Source organism: Synechococcus sp. PCC 7336 (assembly GCF_000332275.1).
In the GTDB taxonomy this organism is placed as follows: Bacteria; Cyanobacteriota; Cyanobacteriia; order Thermostichales; family PCC-7336; genus PCC-7336.
Map to the genome: position 1 here is coordinate 1,355,358 of NZ_CM001776.1, position 22,430 is coordinate 1,377,787.

Sequence of the window (22,430 nt, forward strand, 5' to 3'; positions counted from 1 at the left end):
CTCAGCGCCTCTTCAGTGCCCATTTACATCGGTATGCGACGATCGCCAAAGTTGCTTGTGCTGGCAACTCCGCTACGCGAAGACTTTCGAGACCGGCGGCGCTCGCTAACCAGTTCTATCAACCTTTCTAGAGGCTCGGTTCATGAACGATACGAACAGTTTGCAGCAGTCCCCATCGCTTGAGGGCGCACAGAAAGCGTATACCTACAACTACACGTACATCGAACCCATCGCGATGGCAGATACCCTGCCTGACGGTGAAGGTTTTGCTAGCGATTGGGTGGTCTTGACAGCAAGAAACGCTCTTAGGTTAGTCATCAACACCCTCATTGCCAATTACGGCGATCGCGGCAAGCCCGGGGTTAAAGACGATGTTAAGCGAGTGTTGAGAACCGCCTTCCGCAAAACGCTGGCCGACTTGGGGCGCAGGGGCCGACTCAAGTTGTACGGAGCAGTGTTAACGATCGTTCCCCAATTGCTGTTCCGAGGCTTTCCCACGAGTGAAGAAGAAGTGGAATCGTTCATTAACTCTCCCGCTATCCAAGCCCTCGGCGACGATTTTCTCTCGCCATTTGCTGATAATGTTCTGAAGACCGTCGATCTCCAAACTGATGCCGGCCATGCTTCCAGCCTAGAGCAATTTCGCAAGTTATTTGCCTACGTCGATCTGCCTGAAATTGCCAATACCTTTCAAGCAGACGAGATGTTTGCCTACCTGCGGGTGGCCGGGGCCAATCCTTTGGTTATCGCTCGCATGACTGCTCCCGATCCGCGCTTGCCTGTTACTGAGGCCGACTACAAGCAGGCGATGGGGGATGAGGCCGATTCGTTAGAGCAGGCGATCGCCGAGGGGCGGGTCTATCTCGCCGATTACTCGATCTTGGCGGGGGCTTTGGAAGGCAGCTTCGGCCCCGAACCAGAGGAGCAAAAATATATCTATCCTCCGCTAGCGATGTTTGCGGTTCCCGCTGGCGACGGTCCTCACCGACTGCTGAAGCCCGTGGCCATTCAAACGGGCAGTCAGGCCGCAGAAGATTACATTACCGCCGCCACAGGCAAATATGCTTGGCTGGCTGCAAAAACGACCGTCCAGATCGCCGACGCCAACTATCACGAAGCCATCTCTCATCTAGCCCGCACCCACCTGCTGGTCGAGCCGTTTGTGATGGCGACCCACCGGCAACTGCCCGCCACCCATCCCCTGTTCAAACTTTTAGTGCCTCACTTTCAAGGCACCCTCGCCATTAACAATGCAGCCCAAGCCTTCCTAGTCGCCCCCCAAGGCGGGGTCAACGCTTTGTTGTCTTGCACCATCGAACAATCCCGCACCCTGGCAGTGAAAGGATTGCAGATGCGGGGCTTTAATGCCGAGATGCTGTACAAACGCTTGCAAGATCGCGGCGTGGACGATCGGCAAGCCTTGCCCGTTTACCCCTACCGAGACGATGCCCTGCTGGTGTGGGACGCCATTCACGAGTGGGCGGGTGCCTATCTGGCTCTGTACTACACCGATAGCGACACAGCGGATGGTGGGTTGAAAAAAGTAACGGAGGATGCCCACTTGCAAAACTGGGCTAAAGAAATCGTGGCCTTTGAGGGCGGGCGTCTGACGGATTTTGGCAGTGACGGACGAGGGGCGATCGATACCTTAGAGTATCTGGTCGATGCGGTTACGCTGATTATCTTTACCGGCAGTGCCCAACATGCAGCGGTTAACTTTCCGCAAAAGGGCATTATGAGCTACGCGCCCGCAATGCCGACGGCGGGCTATTTACCGGGTCGCAAGATCGATAAGGATATGACCGAAGCAGATTATTTCCAGCTCCTGCCACCCCTCGACCAGGCGCAGTCAGGGCTCAATTTGCTCTATTTGCTGGGGTCGGTCTATTACTCGAAACTCGGGGACTATAAGCCAGACCATTTCGACGATCCGCAGGTAGAGGCTCCTCTCAAAGTCTTTCAAGACCAGTTGAAGGGAATTGGCGAAGAAATCGATCGCCGCAATCTCAACCGACCCGACTACGACTATCTCAAACCCACAAATATTCCCCAAAGCATTAATATCTAATGCCTGAAAGGCGATCGCCAATTCCATACAGGGCCAAATCTGCTGATTTAGCCTTTGGGCGCGATACTCCGATTTGGCCTTACGCTTCTTTTAGGCCACGTCAGTTCGACAGGCGTCTGGCCCCCATCCCCTAGCCCCTTCCCCCCTCGCGAAGCGTGGCGTCAGCCGTAATTTTGGGGGAAGGGGAACAGAACGGTAGATTGCGGGTTTGAGGCTGTTGCTCCCCTCGCCCAAACTTGGGAGAGGGGCCGGGGGTGAGGGCCATGCAGAGTCATCGAACTCAGTTTAGGCCATGCTCGGCATCAGTCTCGTTCGCTCTCTAGCAACAGTTCATCGAGAGATTCAGGAAAATCCCCACGCTCTACCATTCTCCGAAAAGCTTTGTAACAGTCGTTTTTATCCCCCTCTTTGCGAGGATAGCCCAACCAGAGGATGAAGATAGACTTCTGCTCTGGAACGGCAAAAGCCCGAAAGAACAGGCGATAGCGATTGGGAATACCCATCTTCTCGACGCGACCAAATTTCCTCAAACGCTTGTGACAAAAGGGATGAGCCAGTGCCATGACATCAACCAGCGCTTAACTCTGCCAAAACCTCATCCAATTTTGCATTGAATGCTTCAGGTTGTTCGAGTAGTAAAAAGTGTCCGACCCCTTCCATGATGACGGCATCGAAGTCACTGTATTTTTGATTGATCTCGATCGCCGTTTCGGGCATTAAGGGGGGCAGTGGTGCAGCGTTGACACAGCGAATCGGCACCTCTACTTCAGACAGGACAGCCTGTAGATCGAAGTTAGGGAAATCGCGCAAGAGCGCGATCGCCGCTGTTGGATTGGCCGAACGGCCTCGCTCGGCAACCCACTCCAACACGCCTTCAGAGCTGCCATCGGCCAGAAACATTTGCCCTAGTAGTTCGGTCCTGGCTCCGATAAAGTCATCTGCTAATCGATCGGCGACCTGCTCGGCAAAAACTGGGTCCCAGGCAAATTCTGCGTTGTGCAGTGTATCGACACAGGCTACGCCAATGACCGCCTCTGGCATCCTGCGTGCGGCCTCTAGCGAAACTGGGCCCCCCATTGAATGACCGATGAGGATGGCTCGCTCTAGATCGAGTTCTTCCACAACCGCTTCTACATCGCCAGCAAGACCCGCTATGGACCATTCCTCCCGATCGCTCCCCGAGACACCGTGTCCGCCCAGATCGAGGGCAACAACCCGATAGCGATCGGCAAAGGTATCCAGTTGCTCGCTCCAGTAAGAGCGATCGCAGGACCAGCAGTGAACGAACACCAAGGCAGTGTCGCCACTACCCCGAACGTCGTAGGCAATAGAGACCCCATCGGGGGCTGCGACCGTTCCTTGCCTGACAGAGGAAACCCGTTCTTCAGCCAGTTCGGGAATTTCACTCGCAGTTTGAGGGGGGCTGCAAGCCGCCGCCAAAAGTAGAACCAGGGGGAATGCTAACTTTTTCATCGCACTATACCTCCCATTTGGGTCGAGACTCCACTCAATGTTGTTCTAGCCAACTGCAAATAGCAGAGAAATGACCTGCGGGATTGAACAGTATGCGGACGAGGTTGCAAGCATAGCGGCTGCGATGGCAAGTTTGCCGACTTGACCGTAAAGATTCCCATCGGCCTAGAGGCGATCGCCAGAGGGGTTGGCTACGGTGAGGATAGGTTAGAGCGTTTGAGGATAGGGCCATGCAAGTGGTGACGCCACACACTCAAGTGCAGGAAAGGCTGCTGTGGATCGGCGGTCGGAAGCGTGCGGGTGTCGAAATTCGAGAGGTGACCAATCCGTTTGACGGCTCGCTAGTCGCTCGGGTGCATTTTGGCGATGGGGCTTTGCTGGACGAGGCGATTGCCGTGGCCCATCAAACGTTTGTCGAGACTTGGAAGGCCACTCCCGCCCACAAGCGCGCCGACATTCTCAGCCGCGCCGCCCAGCTAATCGAAGCGCGGCAAGAGCTGTTGGCCCGCACCATTGCTGAAGAGGTGGGCAAACCGATTGTGACGGCTCGCGGCGAAGCGAGTCGTGCGGTTAAGACCTTTAAAGAAGCCGCCCACATTTGTCTGGAATTGCGGGGCGAACAAATTCCGATGGATATCGTCCCCAATGGCGAAGGCAAGTTTGCCGTCACCCTGCACCAACCGCTGGGGGTGGTGGGGGGCATTACCCCCTTTAATTTCCCCCTCAATCTCGTGGCGCACAAGGTGGCTCCCGCACTTGCTGCCGGCAATACCGTTGTGCTCAAACCCCCCAGCGACGGGCCTTCAGCGGCACTATTACTGGCAGATATTTTGGCGGAGGCGGGGCTCCCCGATGGCTGCCTCAATGTGGTGCCCTGTGGCGGTGCTGTGGCAGAGCGCTTGGCCACCGACCCCCGCATCCAAGTGCTGACGTTTACGGGCAGTGCGGATGTGGGCTGGCACCTGCGATCGCTGGCGAAAGAGAAAAAGGTGATGTTGGAGTTGGGCTCCATGAGTCCGGCGATCGTGCATAGCGATGCCGATTTAACTCTGGCAGTCGATCGCTGCGTCTTTGGCGGTTTTGCCTTTGCCGGACAGGTGTGCATTCACACCCAGCGAATTTTGATTCACGCCTCTATCTACGAGAAGTTTAAGCGGCGGTTTATCGATAAAGTGGCCGCTCTCGTGGTAGGAGACCCGCTGAACGATCGCACGTTTGTGGGGCCGATGGTCGGAGCTGCCGAACGCGATCGCGTCCACCAATGGGTGAGCGAGGCTCGGGCTGCGGGTGCCACGGTCCCGATTGGGGGTAAACCCCATGCCGATTTCCCCAGTTGCTATCTACCGACGGTGTTAGAGAACCTACCTGCCGATACGACGATCGCCTGTAGCGAGGTGTTCGGCCCGGTAGTTGCCTTGCAGCCTTACGACAGCTTTGACGAGGCGATCGCGCTGGCCAACAATAGCCCCTACTCCGGCTTGAATGCGGGCGTGTTCACCAACGATTATCGGTTAGCCCTCAAAGCCGGTCGCGAACTCACGCCCGGTACTGTCCTGATTAACAACAGTCCCACTTGGCGGGTGGATCACATGCCCTATGGCGGTCGCGGCAAGTCGGGCTCCGGTCGCGAAGGTCCGCGCTATGCGATTGAAGAAATGACGGAAATCAAGCTGATTGTGTTCGAGTTGTAAGAGAGAGCTTCCCCTCTCCACGTGCTGGTTTTATGCCAGTCAAGCCCCCTCGGCAGAACGGGAGAGGCGATCGCCCTCGATGGGAAACTGAAAGGAGAGACGAATTTGACTAAGAACTGTTGCGGAGCGCTGGCAGCGTTGCAAACTGTAGTGTTGAATGCAAGCCGGTAACTGTGTTGAGAGAAACGATGGATTATCGGTATTCGCGATCGCTGGATCTGCTGGAACAGCTCAATTTCGAACATTGGGACAAGCGTATCTGCCAACTGAAATACGAGTTCTCTGTCGACGGCGATCGGCCCGTCTATACAGAGGAGGTTTCTGATACAGACTGCGTTCCCCCCAGTCGATACGGCGTCAACAAGCACTGGGGCCGCTACCGCAGCAGTGCTGCCACTCCTGTCAACCGATCTACCGAACGCCCTATCCTGCGTCGCAGCGTAGCGAGTGGGGGCTAGTGCAAGGTTCTTCTGCAGAACTCCTAGTCTTGACAGGGTCGCGCGGGCAGGATGGGGCTGAAGCGACGATATTCAGATAGATATCTTTCTAACTCGATCAGAGTTGATAGGTTGAGGCGGTAATACATCCAGCGACCCTCCTGTCTGGCTTGCAAGAGTCCTGCCTCTTTAAGCACTTTGAGATGAAAGGAAAGCTTCGACTGAGGTACGTCCAGCCGACTGCACAGATCGCAGACACACAATTCTTCGGTGCGTAAGGCTTCGAGCACTTGCAGCCGTAAAGGATCGGACAGAGCGCGAAAGCCTGCAAGAGTGGCTTCAGTGGAGGCGATCGGCGAGACTGCAGTGGGTGCTTTGGACTGCGAACGAGCTGCCATGTTTGAGGTAACCATCTCGATACGGCCGCTCGATTATATTCGATCTCCATTGCTTCGGCGGTGGGGAATAGACCGAATCTCCGCCGATATCGGGGGCGATCGCGATTGATTCTTACTGCTCGAATCCCGCTGCATTCTCGACATAAATACCATTTGGCGATCGCACAGAATACTTCATATTTATTTACGAAAAACCCTTTACAAATTAGCTAGTTATGCACTTAGTCCATTAGGACAAGAAAACTTGACTCGATCTCGAACATTTCGATCGAAACTTTTTACCCATAGTAATCTCCATCGACGAAAACTGAGAATCTTGCGAATGTGTCCTGAGCTCTAGCTCTTGGTTTCTTTATAGCGGCACCCTACCCCATCAAGACTGCTCTCAGGCAGCCCACCTTTAATGAGTAATGTGCCTCTCTAGGGAGGTCATCGTTGCATTTATAGGCATTGAGTATGACGTTATCTCAATATTTGAGGTCTTCAGACTTACCGACTTCTCTACAGAAAACTGTCAAAGTTAAAAACTTAGCTGCTGACGAGTTTCTGTTTCATCAAGGGGATATTTCCACCGCTCTCTATGTTGTTGAAATAGGACGATTGCGAGTGGTTCGATATACCCATGAAGGGGTAGCGATAACTCTGCAGGTGGCAAGAGCGGGAGGAATGGTGGCAGCGATCGCCCCCTTTAGCGAGCGCTATACCTGTTCTGCCATTTGCGAAGTCGATGCAACGGTACTCGCCTATCCCAAGCAAGAGTTTGCTCAAGCTTTGAATGACTTGCCCGAACTGACATTTGTGTTTGCCCAACAGCTCGCCCAAACGATCGACAGCCTCAAAAATGGTCTGGAATTGCGGGGCATTCGGTCTGCACGCGGTCGCATTTTGAGATATCTACAATTTGTCACACAACCAGGTCATCGATTAATTGAATTCGATCGCCCGCTGAAAGATGTTGCAAATGAGCTCGGGCTGGCGCCAGAGGTGTTTTATCGGACACTATCTATTTTGGAAGGTGAAGGGTTGATTGCCCGCCAGCGGCGAAAAATTAAGTTATTGACTGTGAATCGTGATTCAAATCATCGATTCACAGACATGGAAGCTGCACGTTAAGGCTAACTTTTTTCCGTCGGAAAGATCTATTGCGGCTGTTGACTGTCCGCTGAATTTGGGATGAAATTTATGCACGCTGTTCGATCTTTGCCTGTCGCTAGCAATCGACAATCCTATCGATCTTCCGAAATCCAGCAGCATTTGATCGCTTTTATCGGGAATAGAGACACTCCCCCCGACTGGTTAGCCCAGTCGGAGTACTCCACCCTCATGACGACTAATTTTTTTCGAGATTGGGCACGAATTGCCATCTTGAATCCCAGTTTAGCCATTGTGGAATGGCAGTTGCCCCAAGTGGAGGGCATTCATGTCTGCCGACATCTAGCATCGGCAATGCCCACATTGCCCATTATGTTATTAGCCCCCAGCGATCGCGTCGAGCAGCGCATTGCAGGATCGCCTAGGGCAGAATTGATGGGTCGCGATCGCCATTCTGCTACTATGCTCTCCAGTCTTTTCAGCCATCCCATCGATACTGTCATTTCCACCCTCTTTGCCTGCTCGATTGCCACCATTCTGGGATTGGGTCGCAAACTCTATCTCGCCCTCACCGCTGCCCCTCAACTAGAAGCTCCCCAAGACGATATGGACTGGCCCAGCCTTGCCACTATCGTGCCAGCCTACAACGAAGTAGACAACGTCGTCGGTTGCCTCTCCCACATTCTCGACAGCACCGATCGCCCCCTGCAGCTCTATTTGGCTGACGATGGTTCCACCGACACCACTCTACAATTAGCCCGAGCTTTTGCAGCGCAGCGACAGGACGATCGCCTCCACATCCTCAGCACGCCTCCCAGGCCGGAAGCAGAGGCTTGGGTGGGCAAAAATTGGGCTTGCGATTGGGCTGCCCGCCAGATTGAGGCTGACTATCTGCTCTTCGTCGATTGCGACGTGCGGTTGCAGCCGGGGGCAATTGAAGCAGCAGTGGACCGAGCCCGCCAGCAAGAGGTGGGGTTGTTGAGCGTTGGCCCCGAGATTGTCTGTGGCTGCTGGGCGGAATGGCTGGTGCAGCCGGTGATGATGGCGGTTCTGGGGGCGGGGTTTGACTATATAGCCGTCAACGACCCTGCTTCGGAGGAAGCCTTTGGGGCAGGACCGTTTATGCTGTTTCGCCAGTCGGCCTATCGGGCAATTGGGGGCCATGCAGCAGTAGGCGATCGCGTTGTCGAAGATGTGGAATTGGCCAAGTTGGCAAAACGCCGAAAACTCGGACTGTATTACAGCTTTAGCGGCGGCCTAGTGCAGTCCCGCATGTATCGAGATACCGCCAGTTTGTGGGAAGGCTGGAGCAAAAATCTGTTTGAAGGGCTGGAGCGCAAGTGGAGGCTGTGGCTGGTTTTAATCGCCGCCTTAGTCGTGATTTACCTTCTCCCCTGGGTGGCCCTAGTAGCTGGTTTGGCTACCGGCCGCCTCCTTTGGCTGGGGTTGGGCTGTATTGGACTCCTCTGCCAATCGATTCCGAGGGGATTGCTCTGGCGCTGGGGAGGCTTACCTCCGAACTATTGGTGGCTTTCGGGGTTGGGGGGGGCGATCGCGATCGCCATTCTGGTGTCCTCCGCCTATCGCACCAGCACGGGTAGGGGATGGACCTGGCGGGGACGATCGCTGCAATCGGCCTCGCGGCGATCGTGAGTTTGTCTCAACGAAGCCTGAGAGGGTGCAGCCGACGATCTGCAGCACCTCCCGAGCTAGGTTGAAAATCTGAGAGATCTTAGAATACTCCGCAGGCGAAGCGAGCTCCACCACCGCCTAATTTGCTGGGGATATCGGAATAATTATCGGCGCCAGCATGAACGATTAAGGCTCTTCCCGCCAGGTCGCTTTCGGTCACTTTAGGCGCTAGAGAGGGAACGGCAGCAACCCCTTCAGAGTCAACGTAGAGGACCGGCAGATCGCCTAAATGACCGCCCTCGGCATAAGGTCCCAGATGGGTGCCAGTCTCTTCGGGGTCGAAATGTCCCCCTGCCATCAAACCGGGGACCAGTTTGCCCTCACTATTCGTGGCAGCCTCGCAGGTAGGGTTTGCGTGGATGTGAAAGCCGTGCAGTCCGGGCTCTAACTGTTCCAAGTTGGGACTGACGAGCAGGCCGTACTCGGAATCGCTCAACGTGACTGTTCCGATGGATGGTCCAATCGTGCCGTCACTCAGTAATTGATTCAACTCGACAACAACTTCGGCACGAGCCATTTCGGTGGAAAGAATTGTCAGTGCTACTGCTAATGCGACCGTCTTCATTCTCATAAACAGCATATCCAGAGCAAATAAACCACAGTAGAACTACTAATACCAGTTATCTATGAGTTTGGGCTTAAGACTTTGTCGCGGACGACTGACCACCAATCGCCTGGGGCCAATTCAGTTTTTATACAATCGGCAGACAGCACGATCTGGGCTTCGCTTTCAAAGACGCTACAAGTGCCCATCGCGGCCATTAACGCCGGACGATCGCCTGCATCGAGGGTGGCGATCGCCTCCGCTGCGATCGGTTGAAATTGTTTCAGCCAGTCACTGCCGGTAATGGCCGAGGTCGTGAAAGCATTGCGATCGAGCAGCCAGAATCCCACGTTGTAGTCGTTCAGGAACTGTACGACGCGGTTGGGAGACAAAGTGTACTGGGCTGCGAAGAGGTCGAGCGTGCGCTGGCGAATTTGGCTGTAGTAGCCCTGCTGGAAGGGAATGGCGTATTCGGCCCCGGTGAGGATGGAGCGTTGGGCAAAGGTCGGCAAGTTATTGGCTTCGGCGGAGAGGGAGGCGATGGGGCGATCGCCGGGTTGTTGTCGAAAGAACTGGTAGAGTGCGGGTTTTGTCCCCGTGACATAATCGGTTTCGATAAACTCGTGTTGGGTGGCCGGGTAGCCGATCGTGGCGATCGCCAGCAGCCCGACACTCAAGAGAGCAAACAATTCTTTGGAGCGCCGATGCCGGGTGGCGCTGGCAGCGGTTTTGAGTGTGGTGTCTAAGAGTAGCGCGATCGCTAGAGCGGCTGCCAGGGCCGCAGCAATGCGGAGGGAATGAACGGTGTAGCGGCTGGGTAAATGCAAGCGGAAGAGGAGGGCGTGAGCAGTTAAAAACATTACCCCCGATGCCGCGAGGAGTTGCCATAATAGCCCTACTTTGTCCCGCACCTGCTTCCCTAAGTCAAACAGGCGCGGAACTCTCAGCAGTACCGGCAACAACAGCGATCCATAGGCCAGCGGCGGAATCAGTGCCGCTGCAATATTGAGGCCACTGCGCGATCCATTCAGCCAAAACTGCCACAGATCCCCATTGCTGAAAAAGCTGGTGCGACCGTTGGGGGCAAACTCCGGCAGCAGGCGGGCTTGCTCGGCGGAGATGGCAGGACCGTAGGTGGAGGTGCCGAGGGCATAGGCGAAAATGACTGCAGCGGCGATCGCCAGTCCCGAGAGGCTGGCGGGTAGTGCCTCTTGCCGGAGACCCAGATAGGGAAATTTGGCTCGCATGCTGAGGGCACGGATAACAAGTAACGTGGCGCAGACCAGCACGAGAGAGGGATAAAAAGTGCCCAGAGCGGCGATCGCGCAACTGACTCCCAGCGGCGATCGCCGCTGCAGTGCCCACAGAAAGGCTAAGAAAATCGGGTACAAAAAGGCCCTCGGCGTAGCCGAGATCAAGCCATCCTGTCCCCAGAGGTTTTGATTGAGCAGTAAAGACGCAAGAAAGGCTGAGAAAGGGACGGGCAACAGTTCGAAGGCAAGTTGAAAGCAAAAATAAGTGGTCAGCAGTCCCAAAACGGTCGGCAATAGCTTACTCGCCACCACGGGCTCGATCCCGACCTGGGCCAGTAACCCATAGAGCGCTTTGTATCCCGCAGGAGCCACCGACTGAAAGTAATCGGCAATTAAATCGTGGGGAAATAGATTCGGATCGAGGTAGCGGTACATCCAAAATACGTGCTGGCGGGCATCGTCTTGGATGATGTAGTCTCCGGCAAAGGCTTGCTGGAGGGCAAGGCTACTGTAGGTCAAGGAAAACAGCCAACTGGCAGCTAGCCACCATCGGCTGAGACTGCGGCGATCGCCCTGCTGGGGAACGGTGAGGAACTGGCGTAGGCGAAGGATGGGATTGGGATTCACGCGGGGATGGTTCGCAGGCGATCGAATGAAGGGGGATGGCGCGACCGGTCAACGGACAGCAGTAGGCTGTCGGGGATCGCTGGGGCGAGCCAGGAGGATACCGATCGCCGTTTCAGCCTGTTGGACATAGGCTTGCAAGTCGCTAGAAATCTTGACCTCTCCGCTGGGGGAAGCGTGGATCGCCGCAATGCCGGTCTCGGTACGGTAGGTCAAGCCTGTATGAATGACATCGAGACCTTCCAGCGAGGTGACTAGTGCAAAGATATCGCCAGGCTGAATCTGGGCATACGACTCTCGAATGCGATCGGAGGGAATGTAGGCCAGGGAGAGATGCTGCAACTCGGCTTCCCTCTCTGCAATACATCGAATATTGGCAGCACTGTTGGCCAGTTGAGGGTAGTACTCGGTATGGCGACTCATAAACGTCAGGGATTTCTGCAGCGGCATCCCCCCCAACTCTGGCGCGAGATCTCGCAGATTGCCGCGCTCTTGATTGTCTGCCATCCAGTCGGAAAAATAATGCAGCCGACTGCAATACCCGTCTATTTTGCCGTCGCGATAGCGTTGGGTCTGAATGTGTCCGGCAAAGCTCTCGAAGGAGGTATCCTCCAGAGCAATGTTACGGGCGATCGCCAGCACTGTTTCCACAAAGAGGACGCAGTCAAATTCTTGCAGCGAGGTCAGCAGCGTTTCCTGCCCGAACCGGTCTAACAGTCCCGCTCGATAGGGGGCACCGAGAAATTCTGTGGCGATCGCCTGCACGATCTCCCCAAAGGAGACCTGAGAGAGGCGATCGCCAGTAGCTCGCTGCACGACTCGGTCGAATGTAGCGAGATCGGCAGGTGTCGGTGGGGCAATAGGAACGGTAACGGGCAGTTGGGTCGCTAACTCGGCCCGCGCTGCAGTGCCCTGTAAAAAAGCAGCAGTCAGTCCCAGCAAACAGAGCCCGAATGGAGTCAATCTCTCAATCTGCGTCAACCTCTCAACCCGCTTTGGAGCTCGCACTGGCATCGATCGGTGCTTTTCGAGCATATATTCAGCGACATCCCTGTATGAATTCAGTAGCCCGCTGCCCTGCTGACAGGAGGGACTGTCTCCAAAATACCTCAGCCGCAGTCGCTGTTGGCGCGAATTGTCTGTAAGCCTACTTTTACGACTGGGTCTTACCCGCCTTTCTGGGAAAATGTGCAATCTTGGCAATGCCGTAGAAAATCAGCTTCTCCTGCTGAATCCGCAGGCGATCGATCGACACACTCGTGCCATCTAGATCGAAGTTGCCGAGATCGAGCATTTCGTTGACGTGCTCTATGAGGGCGCGGCCAAGGTCTAGCAGCTCGCCAGCTCCCTCGTATTTAACATCCACAAATTCGATGCGGTGCTGCTCCACCACCTGCAAGCGAGCTGTCCAACTCAGCGGCTGCCACTCGGCAGCATCGCCCAGCTTGACTTGAGTGGTTAGCTTCAGTTCGCGATCGCGAGTAATCTCCACATCTGTTTGGCGCAAGGATAGCTGTTGACCGTCGATCTGCAACCGCTGCAGTTTCTCAACGACAAAGGGCGTATTGAATGACTTCGTCAAATCCTCTGCCGTCAGCACCACTCGCATGACAGCCTGAGTGGGTTGCTTCAGTTTTACTCGGCCTTGGAAGATAGCCCCAAAATCGATCGCCACCGATTGTAGGTAGAGTTCCATTGCCTCGATGCGCAAGCCGTTGTACATGCGCAAGCCGCGACCGATAAAGTCAAATCCATCGACACTGCCTTGTAGGAGCTTTGCCACGGGCTCTGCCCGCACCTGAGCTTCTAGCTTCTCAGTCCGTTGAAATAGGGTCGAGATCGCAGCTGCGACCACTTTACTGACGAAGCGATCGCCCCCCTGCTTATCGAATGTCAGACCGCCAAATAAAGCTGCTGTCATGTTCTGATGCTGCAATTACTTTACACATGCTAACACCATTATTGCGAAATGTTAAGTAGTTCAATTCTGGTTTGACAGCCTAGTGATTATGTGTGTCCAGCTATAATTGCGATCGCTGCGATGCTCCTTGCGAAACGCGAGGTCGATACCGTCAAGGCTCTCGATGGGGGTGGTGCAGTACCTTTAATAAGATATCTTGTTCGATCTTGCCTGTTCATTTCGTTATCCAGCCAGCCCGGAAGAAACGCAAGCCGCAGTTATGACAATGTCGTTGGATATAATGCCGAGGGTCAGCCAATTTCGGCGACTCATTTCTACTGTGACCGCGAGCGGGAGGTTCTCTCATGTTCCACATTAAACAGACGGTGCTGGCTGGCCTAGTGCTGGGGGCCTTTGGTGGGGCGTTGCTGAGTGCCGCTGTTGCGCAAGAGAGCGAAGAACCCGTTAGGATTCGAACCCAAACGCTGAATGAAAACCTCTACATGTTGCAGGGGGGAGGAGGCAACATGGCGGTGTTGGCCGGAGAGGATGGCGTCTTTTTAATTGACGACGATATTGCCCCCCTAACCGAGCAGGTCATCGCCGCGATCGGCGAGATTAGCGATCTCCCGATTCGGTTTGTCATCAACACCCACTGGCATTTCGATCACACGGGCGGCAACGAAGCCCTGGGCGAAGCGGGGGCGCTGATTGTGGCCCACGACAACGTGCGCGAGCGCATGAGTGTCGATGCGGTGGTGGAAAGCCTCGGCTTGAATTTTCCCGCCTCGCCCGAAGTGGCATTGCCGGTGGTGACGTTTAATGACACCGTTACGTTTCACCTCAATGGCGAGTCCGTTCGGGTCTTTCACGTCGAGACTGCCCATACCGATGGCGATGCGATTGTGCATTTTCCCGATGCCGATGCGGTGCATATGGGGGATGTCTATTTCAACGGTCGCTATCCGTTTATCGATGTGGAAAGTGGCGGCTCGATTGACGGCACAATCGCTGCGGTCGAGTTGTTGTTAGAGAAAGTGGATGACGATACCCAAATTATTCCAGGGCACGGACCGCTCTCGAATAAAGCGGAGTTAGCTGCCTATCGGGACATGCTAATGGTGGTGCGCGCTCGCACCGCGCGGGCGATCGCTGGGGGGTTGACGATGGAAGAGTTTGTGGCCTCGGAGCCCACTGCCGATCTCGATGCCGATTGGGGGAAAGGCTTCCTCACCCCCGAGCAGTTTCAACAGATTGTGTATACCGATCTGTCACAGTAGCGACTGCAGCGCTTTGTCCTTCCTGTTGCTATTTCACTGCCCGCCGACAGTCTATGTTTGAGCCAGATGGTCGGGGCAGTCCACCTGAAGGTGACGCTCTCCAAAAGGAGCATCCACAAACGTGCAATGGTGGGGGCGATCGGAGTTTGCGTAAACATTGGGTCGGAAGTGCTGGCAGGTGACGCACATGCGAGCCACCGAGCTCTGTCCTCGCTCCTGGAGCTTGCGAATGATTTTGATTAATCCAGCTAAAAATACCTCTTGTTCTGCTTCAGATAATTCATCTACGGCCACGGCCAAAAAATCCGTCCAACCCGCAGCTTGCCGTGCATAACTTCTGCCTTTTTCTGTCAGGGTAATGGCGATCGCCCGTCTGTCATCTGCAGCCCGAGCCTTGTCCACTAACCCTTTAGACACCAACGCTTTGACCGCATCGCTCGCCGTCGCAGCAGTAATTTCGAGTTCTTCCGCCACAAGCGAAAGTCGTATTCCGAGGCGATCGCGATCGAGCAGCAGGGCCAAGATCTTTCCCTGGGTAGGAGATAAGCCTAACGCTTCTGCATCCTGCCAAGACTGGCTTTGGAGGGCCGTAGCAATTTTCGTTAGACCCACCATCACCCTTTTGGACAGTGGGGACAATTCGGTATCGAAAAAGGTTTGGGTCACAACAAAACGGCGAAGGGGGATGTGTCTATCGTATGAAATGAATGCGGAACCTGGCTTTGGGGCCCCAATAGCCATTTCCGGTTCTGTCCGAGAAGGCAAGGTCACTCTCCCGGGCGATCTCAGTACACTGGAGCGCCATCCAACTGCCCCGCAGGGCTCGGCATTGCGAGACCCACCTCCCCTTGTAAAGTTTGCTCGAACACCAATAAGTCGAGTGATTCTAAGTAAGTGACCCTCGTTGCTGCGATATCCAGGGATGGAGACGCGGGAACTGGATCGATCTCGGGAGCTGCTTGCACGAAAGCCCCCGCAACCACGAACAGAATGCTAGCCAGAACAGCCGCGATCGCAGCTGACAAAACCTTATACATCAGAACCTCCCGTGTTTGTTTAGGAGTTCTAAATTTAGGACTCCTAAACAATAATCCCGCCATCTTGCCCTGTCAAGGAGTGTCTGTTTTTGCAAGTTGCCCATACCGATCTGGTAGAGTAGCAATTGAAGCTCGGGCTGAGGGGCCTGTAGGTAACTTTTGTGTTCACAAAAATTTCACGGGCAATCTTATACCATATTTTTGGTAGTTCAGGTCCAATTATTGACGAGTGTGGTCATGACCCAGCAAATTCTAGTCATTGACGATGATTCGGTGATTAGGCTGTGCCTCCGAAAGATTTTGCTGTCTAGAGGCTATTCAGTCATTTGTGCAGCCAGTGGTAAGGAAGGATTGGAGCTAGCACGAAGGCTCAATCCCGATCTCATCATCTGCGATATTATGATGCCGGGATTAAATGGCTATGCATTGCTATCAGAACTACGCCAAGATTCGGCCACAAAAGACATGCCGTTCTTGTTTTTGTCAGCAAAGAGCAAAAACGATCGATTGAGAATGGGGATAAATCTTGGTGCAGATAATTATCTGACCAAGCCTTTCAGCCGCGAAGAGGTTATCGCAGCGGTCGAGGCAAGACTGACAAGTCTAGATCGGCATAACATCGATCCAGAAAATGTGCCTCATTTTTTAGGCAATCTGTCTAGTCAATGGATTTGTGAGAATTTGATTTCTCCTTCTCTGAAAAGGGATTATCCCGGTTGGTTTGTTGCGCTAGAGCCCAATTCTGGAAAGTGCTTTCTCGGTAAAACAAAAGAGTTGGCTTATCGAGCTGGGCATCGTGTGTTTCCCGATAAGGTATTTTTCTTTCGAGAACTTCCCGCAGCGTGAGGGTTGCTGATTGCTCGATGGAGCACTGACTGTTGAAAGTTACTTTTGTCAGAACCGATCGCTACTCAGACTCAACATGCTCGCTCAAACGATGAATATTCCAAAATAGAGAAAGACTTAAACCCCCGTCGACATAAATGTGCTGTCCTGTAATGAAGCCGCTGTCTTGCGAGCATAGAAAAGCGACCAAGGGAGCAATATCTTCGGGCTGCCCCCATCTCCCCATGGGGGTGCTCTTTGCTGGAACCTGGTCAATCTCGGGTAATAATTCTAGATACCCATTCCACGCCTGGGTCTTAATGTAGCCTGGTGAAATAACGTTCACAGTGATTCCCCGAGGGGCGAGGGCGATCGCGTAATGCTTGGCTAACACCTCCATCCCCGCTTTCGCAGGTGCAGACATGGCATAGACCTTACCGGGATTGTGAATGCCACTGGCAGAAATGGCGATCGCCCTTCCCCGTCCGTCTGGCATATAAATCAACGCTTTTTCCATACATCTGAGAAACGCTTTCGGATAAAGATTCTGAGCCTCCTCATATTGCTCAAACGTAAATCCACCGGGCAGTGTGGCAGTAATGGCATACCCAGCGACGTGAACGAAGGCGGTGAGCTGATTGTCGAAGTCTTCCTCTACCGCTTTGAAAAGACTGTCAACCGTCTCGATCGCCGCGATATCTCCTGCCACCGTCACAACGTTGACGTCAAACTTTTCCAACTCGTGCTTAGCTTCGAGGGCGGCTGCGCGATCGGAATGGTATCCGAGGATAAGATTGAAGCCATCACTCGCCAGCTTGCGGGCGATCGCTAGACCGATACCGCGAGTGCCTCCAGTCACTAGTGCAACGTTCACGAGCTCGACCTCAGAGTTGCCATCTCCAGTAGTAGCCTACGATCTATCGATAGAAGAATTCTATCGATAGAAGAATATTGAGACGATGAAAGAATATCGAGGATATTAGCGATGAGCATTACCCGAAAAGCCATTATTCCGAAGGGAATGGAAATTTTATACGAAAAATATCGCTACTGCCCTGGCATTCGGGTTGGGAATATGTTGTATATCTCAGGGCAGGTGGGCCGCGATGAAAATTTACAAGTCGTCGAGGAAACGGAAGCTCAATTTGTGCAGGCTTTCGAGAACGTGAAACAGGTACTCTTAGCAGCAGACGCCTCTTTTAACGATGTGGTAGAGATGATTACCTACCACGTCACAGGGATAGGCTCCGGTCAGTCACAGGTTCAACTGTCTTCTAAGTTAGAGCAACAGCCAGGGACCATTCCCCACCTGCCGCTGTTTATGCAGGTCAAAGACCGTTACTTCACCCATCAGTTTCCCACTTGGACGGGCGTAGGTGTGACGGGCTTATCTACACCAGGGCTTATCGTAGAGATTAAGTGTACGGCAATCCTCGAAAGGTAGAGCAACATGCTCAACAAGTTTGAGCCGGGAGCTGAGAGGAAAGCATTCAAACTAGCTTGAATTGTTGTTTGATTCGCTGACAATTAATTAGGCCGAATATTAGCCAGAACGCCAGTAATCCAGAGGTCAGCATAAGAACCGATACGGCACCAAACTGACTAATGAGTACAGGGGCAGCCGCTGTAAATAAACCCCCACCGACAATCGGTTCGAAAAAAAGTTGTTTGTAAGCAAAACTTTCAAAGGCCCCGGTTCGGTTGTCTGCATCTACCATACGGATTAATAAAATCCCCGTCGCAGTAACCCCCATCGACTGCCCCATATCGCCAATACCTCGCTCGAACCAATAAACAGGTAAAATGCGAGGAGCAAGATAAATAAAGGCTAAAATATTCCAGGTGATGCCGGCGATCGCCAAACTCAGAAAAATGCCAAGATTTGCTCCCAATACAGCAAGGTTAATTGAAGCTAAAGCTGTGACCACCACTACATCAAGAGCCACGCCACCGATTCTTTCTTGCAGTCTTCTGACAATCAGGCAATCGAGATCGAGATATTTCATGACCAGCTGGACGATGATGCCGCCAATTAATGCCATTGGAAATAGAGGGACTGCAGCAATTAACTCAAAGCCGCCTCTACCCCAAGCGATCGACTCGATCCAAGTAAGTGCGCGTAAGATTAACCAACCTATTACTACTGCCAAACCCGTAAAACCAAAGTTGAGTGAAAGTGGATCGACCAATAGGTTTTGCATCAACCGAGCTCTTCCTTCAAGTATTCTTTGGTCTTCGATTTCTGCCGTCTCTTGAAATTGAGCATCGCCACTACTGACTTCCTCCAGCTCGCTTTGGATATAGCCTTTTTGACGACCCCAATGAGCCAAGGCCACACCAAACATAATTCCAGAGACAATACCCACAGTAGCTAGGCCTAAGGCTAAATCTCCACCTTCGGGAAAACCCAACTGTGTGAAGGTTCCGGCCATTCCCGCCGCAGTACCGTGCCCTCCTTCAAAAGCAATTTCGATCAATGCTCCTGCAATGGGATCGACACCCAATAGAGGAGACAGAACTAGCACGACCAGAAGAATTCCGATCGTATACTGTCCCCAAGCAAGACTTTGGCCAAAGGCCACTTGAGGTGCAGTTTTACGCCAAACCTCTTTGGGATTGGGAATGGTTTCTCCTAAAAATAAAGCAGCAAAGACTATGTTGATAAAGATACCGGGAGCTTGCGACCAGACAGTCCGCATGGCTTCGGGAAATATTCCCCCTGCAAGATAAGAATCTGCATTTGCCCCCAAAGAATTTGCGATCGCGCCCAACACTCCAGGTCCTAACAACAGGGCAATCACTCCGGCTATAATCGATTCGGGCAAATAGAGAGTTTTAAATAACCTAACATTATGCTTGACGTATCTCGCCAAAAGGACCAAAATTCCCAGCATAATAAACGCAAAAAAAGCATTGAGGAGGTTAAACATCTTTAATGTGGCTCTTCGATGGTAACCCCAGTGTTATCAGACTTTGAGCTAGAGAACTGTAATTGAAGTTACTTTTGCTTGGCGTTTAACGATTAAATATGTTTAACGATTAAATATATAAACCAAGTCTAGCTTGAAGCCCGTAGTTTTGAGTTCTTTTTACTAGCGCTGTCGTTCGCTGCATTAGCCCCCTAAATTCCGTCATTGAATTTAGGGGGATGAGTGCAATGTCTAAAAACTTCAGGTCTCAACACGGACGAGGTTTGTTTCATTGTTAAATGCATGAATTGTTCGCTACTATCGGCTCGCTGGCCTTCAGAGGTTTTGTTCGCATATACTAAACTATTGCGAATTATTCAGAAACTCGATCGCCACCTTCGAGATTTCTTCGGGCATCTGGTTCATCATACAAATTGTCCCCTTTTCAAATTCAACCACTCTGCTGTGAGGAATAACCCGAGAGACAAAATGGCGATTTTCCATTTTCGCTAAGCCCAGTCGTTCAAATTCCTCCACGTCATCTAGTCCCCACAGAATGAGTGTGGGACAGGCGATCGTGCGAAATCTCGCTTCCGCCTCCAGGCAATAATCGGCTACAGCCCAAACTGCGTACAAAGGATAGCCAAAGCATTTAAAGTCATCTAAAACCCAGCGATGATTTAACTCGGCAGAACCTACGTATCTAGAGCGGGCTTGCCATCGTTTCATCAGGTGGGAGCCGTCTGCTTGAATTTGAAAGCCTCGCTCGAATAATTGCATTAGCCTTGCTTTACCCGCTTCGCCGAAGCCTGCGACGTTGCCCAAGATCAGCTTATTGAGGCGATCGGGGTAAGCGGCGGCCATCTCTCCAGCAACAAATGCACCGGTATGGTTGCCCATAATGCTTGCTTTCTGGATGCCTAGCTCGTCCAATAAGGCGATCGCCGTTTTGGCGTAGTCGGCGATCGTATACAGTCTGGGAGGCTTGTCAGAATCGCCAAAGCCCATGAGATCCATTGCAATCACCTGTCTGTTTTCAGCAAAAATGGGCATCAACTCGCGAAATTCATCGCTACTGCGGGGATTCATGTGCATTAAAAGAAGTGGCTCGCCTTCTCCACCGATTCGGTAAAGAATCTGGCCGTCGTCAGTATCTAAGAATGCCCGCTTGATAGGCTGGTTCATCTTTAAATCTCAATCCCTCAGTCAATTAGAACGCTTTATCGTATCCGCTCTTCTTCAATCAAAGTCCGTTGATAAATTTCCCCATCCCTGAACCAGTGCCAAGTACGAGCGCGACGAGCGTTGCCGGAATTAATATGAATCATTTCATAGACGTAAACGTCCGCTATATCTTTGTAACTAAACCACAAGATAACGATCGAATCATCTGCTTCCCACGCACGTCCGTGAATGCGTTCTGTGTCAAACCAGAGGCTTTTATCGCGGTAAGTGCCTGGAAACTGATACTCTTGCACCTTTCCATCAGGCCACTCATACCGATTGGTTTGAAAGTAGGGAGAAGAAGCATCCTCCTCTGGAAACTTGCAGGTTATCTGCGACTTGTGTTTGTCGATGATATTTCCGTCATTATCGATAATAGTATAAGTGCCAGCCCAGGTCCCTTCATGTCGAACGAGGACGGGCATTTCAGCTCGAATTGCAGACATGTCTAATGCTCCTTGTTGCTATCGCTTCAATCGCACCTAGTTTCAGATTTATCTATTTCCCTCAGGCATTGCTTCGCAGAGATAATCGCTAGTCGGACATATCGTCCGTGGCTTTTGGGAGATCGAACCACCAGGGATCGGGTGCGGAGTTTGTTTTGACCAAAAAGGCTTTCTTCCGCATAAATCGCGCGATCGCTGCCGGTCCCATGCGCGAACCCCCCAAGCCGGACCCTTTGAAGGCATTTTTCTCTCCTTCGTAGATGAATGCCGTTAACGCAGCATCGTTGATACTGATGCCACCCGCATCGATACGGCGTGCTACCTCTAGAGCTTCAGCGTCCGATCCGGCAAAAACAGCCGCGCTGAGGCCGTAGTTCGTATCGTTGGCTAGCGCCACGCCTTCTTCAACTGTCGAGAATGACATGACCGGCATAATCGGACCAAACGTTTCCTCTGCCATCACCTTCATCGATCGCTCGACCTGAGTCAAAACTGTCGGGCGACACCAGAGCCCCCCACCTAATGCTTCAATTGCCCCTCCACAATGCACCACTGCCCCCTTTGCCGCAGCCTCATCGAGGTGTGCGGCAATCGTCGCTGCCTGCTTTTCAGCAATGATGGGACCGATTTGGCCACTGTCGACGGATGGATAGGTTAGCTGCAGGCGCTTTGCCTTTTGGACCAGCATTGCGACAAAGGGCTCGAAGATGGCATCGGCAGCGTAAATGCGTTCGAGGGAGAGACAAGATTGACCGGTATTGACCGTCGAGCCCCACAAGATGGCTGAGGTGGCCAACTCTAGATTGGCGGAGGCCAGCACGATCGCCGGATCTTTGCCTCCCAGTTCTAAAAAAGCTGGAATAAAGCGCTTGGTTGCGGCCTCTGCTACTGTCCGGCCCGTTGCCACACTGCCCGTAAAGCAGACTAGATCGACGCAGTCGATTGCAGCAGCCCCCGTATCGCCTGCCCCCTCCACATAAGCCAAGACATCTCGAAGCTGGGGGACAGCGGCGATCGCCTCTGACAGCGGTTTGATAAATCGGGGGGCAATTTCACTCGGCTTCACGACGACGGCACAACCAGCCAGCAGGGCCGGGATGGTGTCGATCGCAGACAGCAAAAGTGGAAAGTTCCAGGGGCTGATAACACCGACTAAAGCATAGGGAACTGACTGCTGTTGCAATCGGATGAAGGGGATGGCGCTGGACTTCGGTTCTGGTTCCGCCAGCAATTGGGGGGCTAGCCGACACCAGCGATCGATGCTGGAGATAACCGAATCCAGTTCGAGCGCGGATTCCGTTCGTCTGCCCGTGTCGGCAGTCAATGCCTGTACTAGTTTCTGCTTGCGGGCCAACAAAGACTGCTTCCATCTTTGCAGTGCCTCGATGCGTTGTTCCAGCCCTCCCGCCTGCCAGTCGAGTTGAGCAGTTCGCAGGCGATCGCATCGCTCGGCCAGCCGATCCCGTTCTGGAGGCTCGATCCAGTAGTCAACCATTCCCGTGCGGGGATTGCGAACGCCAATGGGGCCAGCCATCTC

Annotated in this window: 22 protein-coding genes; 8 read left to right on the forward strand and 14 right to left on the reverse strand. The window is 53.2% G+C overall.

Going from position 1 to position 22,430, the window contains the following annotated elements:
* Window positions 1–142 precede the first annotated feature (142 nt).
* The gene (locus SYN7336_RS06610; RefSeq protein ID WP_017325140.1) at window positions 143–2,068 is read left to right on the forward strand and encodes a lipoxygenase family protein; all 1,926 of its coding nucleotides are present in this window, start codon (window positions 143–145) and stop codon (window positions 2,066–2,068) included.
* Between the two features lie 302 nt (window positions 2,069–2,370).
* Here SYN7336_RS06610 and SYN7336_RS24780 read toward each other — a convergent pair whose 3' ends face one another.
* Both SYN7336_RS24780 and SYN7336_RS24785 read right to left on the reverse strand, forming a co-directional pair.
* On the reverse strand, window positions 2,371–2,631 hold the full coding sequence (locus SYN7336_RS24780) for a type II toxin-antitoxin system YhaV family toxin (protein WP_071590753.1): 261 nt from the start codon (window positions 2,629–2,631) through the stop codon (window positions 2,371–2,373).
* Between the two features lie 4 nt (window positions 2,632–2,635).
* Window positions 2,636–3,541: an alpha/beta fold hydrolase gene (locus SYN7336_RS24785; protein WP_017325142.1), complete on the reverse strand. Its 906-nt coding sequence runs from the start codon at window positions 3,539–3,541 to the stop codon at window positions 2,636–2,638.
* Window positions 3,542–3,771: 230 nt separating this feature from the next.
* Here SYN7336_RS24785 and SYN7336_RS06625 point away from each other — a divergent pair, with 230 nt between their 5' ends.
* Entirely contained in the window at window positions 3,772–5,232 is a 1,461-nt protein-coding gene (locus SYN7336_RS06625; RefSeq protein WP_017325143.1) for an aldehyde dehydrogenase family protein, read from the forward strand.
* 188 nt (window positions 5,233–5,420) lie between these two features.
* Window positions 5,421–5,690, forward strand: coding sequence for a hypothetical protein (locus SYN7336_RS06630; RefSeq protein ID WP_017325144.1), 270 nt, complete (start codon window positions 5,421–5,423; stop codon window positions 5,688–5,690).
* 23 nt (window positions 5,691–5,713) lie between these two features.
* On the opposite strand, the gene SYN7336_RS06635 is transcribed toward SYN7336_RS06630, so the two are convergent.
* The gene (locus SYN7336_RS06635) at window positions 5,714–6,082 is read right to left on the reverse strand and encodes a helix-turn-helix transcriptional regulator (protein ID WP_227498613.1); all 369 of its coding nucleotides are present in this window, start codon (window positions 6,080–6,082) and stop codon (window positions 5,714–5,716) included.
* Between the two features lie 441 nt (window positions 6,083–6,523).
* On the opposite strand from SYN7336_RS06635, the gene SYN7336_RS24790 reads away from it, so the two are divergent.
* The gene (locus SYN7336_RS24790) at window positions 6,524–7,180 is read left to right on the forward strand and encodes a Crp/Fnr family transcriptional regulator (RefSeq protein WP_051039773.1); all 657 of its coding nucleotides are present in this window, start codon (window positions 6,524–6,526) and stop codon (window positions 7,178–7,180) included.
* Between the two features lie 210 nt (window positions 7,181–7,390).
* Complete coding sequence (locus SYN7336_RS06645; RefSeq protein ID WP_162139088.1) at window positions 7,391–8,812, forward strand: glycosyltransferase; 1,422 nt, start codon at window positions 7,391–7,393, stop codon at window positions 8,810–8,812.
* 79 nt (window positions 8,813–8,891) lie between these two features.
* Here SYN7336_RS06645 and SYN7336_RS06650 read toward each other — a convergent pair whose 3' ends face one another.
* The 4 genes from SYN7336_RS06650 to SYN7336_RS06665 all read right to left on the reverse strand — a co-directional run bounded on the left by SYN7336_RS06650 (window position 8,892) and on the right by SYN7336_RS06665 (window position 13,193).
* Window positions 8,892–9,368 carry a superoxide dismutase family protein gene (locus tag SYN7336_RS06650; protein WP_017325148.1) on the reverse strand — a complete coding sequence of 159 codons (477 nt, stop codon included), beginning with the start codon at window positions 9,366–9,368 and terminating at the stop codon, window positions 8,892–8,894.
* Between the two features lie 107 nt (window positions 9,369–9,475).
* Window positions 9,476–11,275 carry a hypothetical protein gene (locus SYN7336_RS06655; RefSeq protein WP_017325149.1) on the reverse strand — a complete coding sequence of 600 codons (1,800 nt, stop codon included), beginning with the start codon at window positions 11,273–11,275 and terminating at the stop codon, window positions 9,476–9,478.
* 48 nt (window positions 11,276–11,323) lie between these two features.
* Window positions 11,324–12,235, reverse strand: a complete 912-nt coding sequence (locus SYN7336_RS24795; RefSeq protein WP_162139089.1) for an N-acetylmuramoyl-L-alanine amidase-like domain-containing protein — start codon at window positions 12,233–12,235, stop codon at window positions 11,324–11,326.
* A gap of 190 nt (window positions 12,236–12,425) precedes the next feature.
* Window positions 12,426–13,193, reverse strand: coding sequence for a DUF2993 domain-containing protein (locus SYN7336_RS06665; protein WP_017325151.1), 768 nt, complete (start codon window positions 13,191–13,193; stop codon window positions 12,426–12,428).
* Window positions 13,194–13,537: 344 nt separating this feature from the next.
* Between SYN7336_RS06665 and SYN7336_RS06670 the strand changes: the two genes are divergently transcribed.
* Window positions 13,538–14,452: an MBL fold metallo-hydrolase gene (locus SYN7336_RS06670; protein WP_017325152.1), complete on the forward strand. Its 915-nt coding sequence runs from the start codon at window positions 13,538–13,540 to the stop codon at window positions 14,450–14,452.
* Window positions 14,453–14,503: 51 nt separating this feature from the next.
* Here the strand turns inward: SYN7336_RS06670 and SYN7336_RS06675 are convergent, their stop codons facing one another.
* Window positions 14,504–15,118 carry a MarR family winged helix-turn-helix transcriptional regulator gene (locus SYN7336_RS06675; protein ID WP_017325153.1) on the reverse strand — a complete coding sequence of 205 codons (615 nt, stop codon included), beginning with the start codon at window positions 15,116–15,118 and terminating at the stop codon, window positions 14,504–14,506.
* Between the two features lie 119 nt (window positions 15,119–15,237).
* The gene (locus tag SYN7336_RS06680) at window positions 15,238–15,489 is read right to left on the reverse strand and encodes a hypothetical protein (protein ID WP_017325154.1); all 252 of its coding nucleotides are present in this window, start codon (window positions 15,487–15,489) and stop codon (window positions 15,238–15,240) included.
* A gap of 237 nt (window positions 15,490–15,726) precedes the next feature.
* Here SYN7336_RS06680 and SYN7336_RS27765 point away from each other — a divergent pair, with 237 nt between their 5' ends.
* Window positions 15,727–16,335 (forward strand): PleD family two-component system response regulator, encoded by a 609-nt coding sequence (locus SYN7336_RS27765; RefSeq protein ID WP_017325155.1) that lies wholly within the window; start codon window positions 15,727–15,729, stop codon window positions 16,333–16,335.
* Between the two features lie 61 nt (window positions 16,336–16,396).
* Here the strand turns inward: SYN7336_RS27765 and SYN7336_RS24805 are convergent, their stop codons facing one another.
* Window positions 16,397–17,188, reverse strand: coding sequence for an SDR family NAD(P)-dependent oxidoreductase (locus tag SYN7336_RS24805; protein WP_017325156.1), 792 nt, complete (start codon window positions 17,186–17,188; stop codon window positions 16,397–16,399).
* 111 nt (window positions 17,189–17,299) lie between these two features.
* Here SYN7336_RS24805 and SYN7336_RS06695 point away from each other — a divergent pair, with 111 nt between their 5' ends.
* Window positions 17,300–17,758, forward strand: a complete 459-nt coding sequence (locus SYN7336_RS06695; RefSeq protein WP_017325157.1) for a RidA family protein — start codon at window positions 17,300–17,302, stop codon at window positions 17,756–17,758.
* Window positions 17,759–17,804: 46 nt separating this feature from the next.
* Here SYN7336_RS06695 and SYN7336_RS06700 read toward each other — a convergent pair whose 3' ends face one another.
* From SYN7336_RS06700 to SYN7336_RS06715, 4 genes are all read right to left on the reverse strand, one after another.
* Complete coding sequence (locus tag SYN7336_RS06700) at window positions 17,805–19,244, reverse strand: sodium/glutamate symporter (RefSeq protein ID WP_017325158.1); 1,440 nt, start codon at window positions 19,242–19,244, stop codon at window positions 17,805–17,807.
* Window positions 19,245–19,586: 342 nt separating this feature from the next.
* Window positions 19,587–20,408 (reverse strand): alpha/beta fold hydrolase, encoded by an 822-nt coding sequence (locus tag SYN7336_RS06705; RefSeq protein WP_026100763.1) that lies wholly within the window; start codon window positions 20,406–20,408, stop codon window positions 19,587–19,589.
* A gap of 35 nt (window positions 20,409–20,443) precedes the next feature.
* The gene (locus tag SYN7336_RS06710; RefSeq protein WP_017325160.1) at window positions 20,444–20,893 is read right to left on the reverse strand and encodes a DUF3598 family protein; all 450 of its coding nucleotides are present in this window, start codon (window positions 20,891–20,893) and stop codon (window positions 20,444–20,446) included.
* Window positions 20,894–20,981: 88 nt separating this feature from the next.
* Complete coding sequence (locus SYN7336_RS06715; RefSeq protein WP_017325161.1) at window positions 20,982–22,427, reverse strand: aldehyde dehydrogenase family protein; 1,446 nt, start codon at window positions 22,425–22,427, stop codon at window positions 20,982–20,984.
* Window positions 22,428–22,430: the final 3 nt, after the last annotated feature.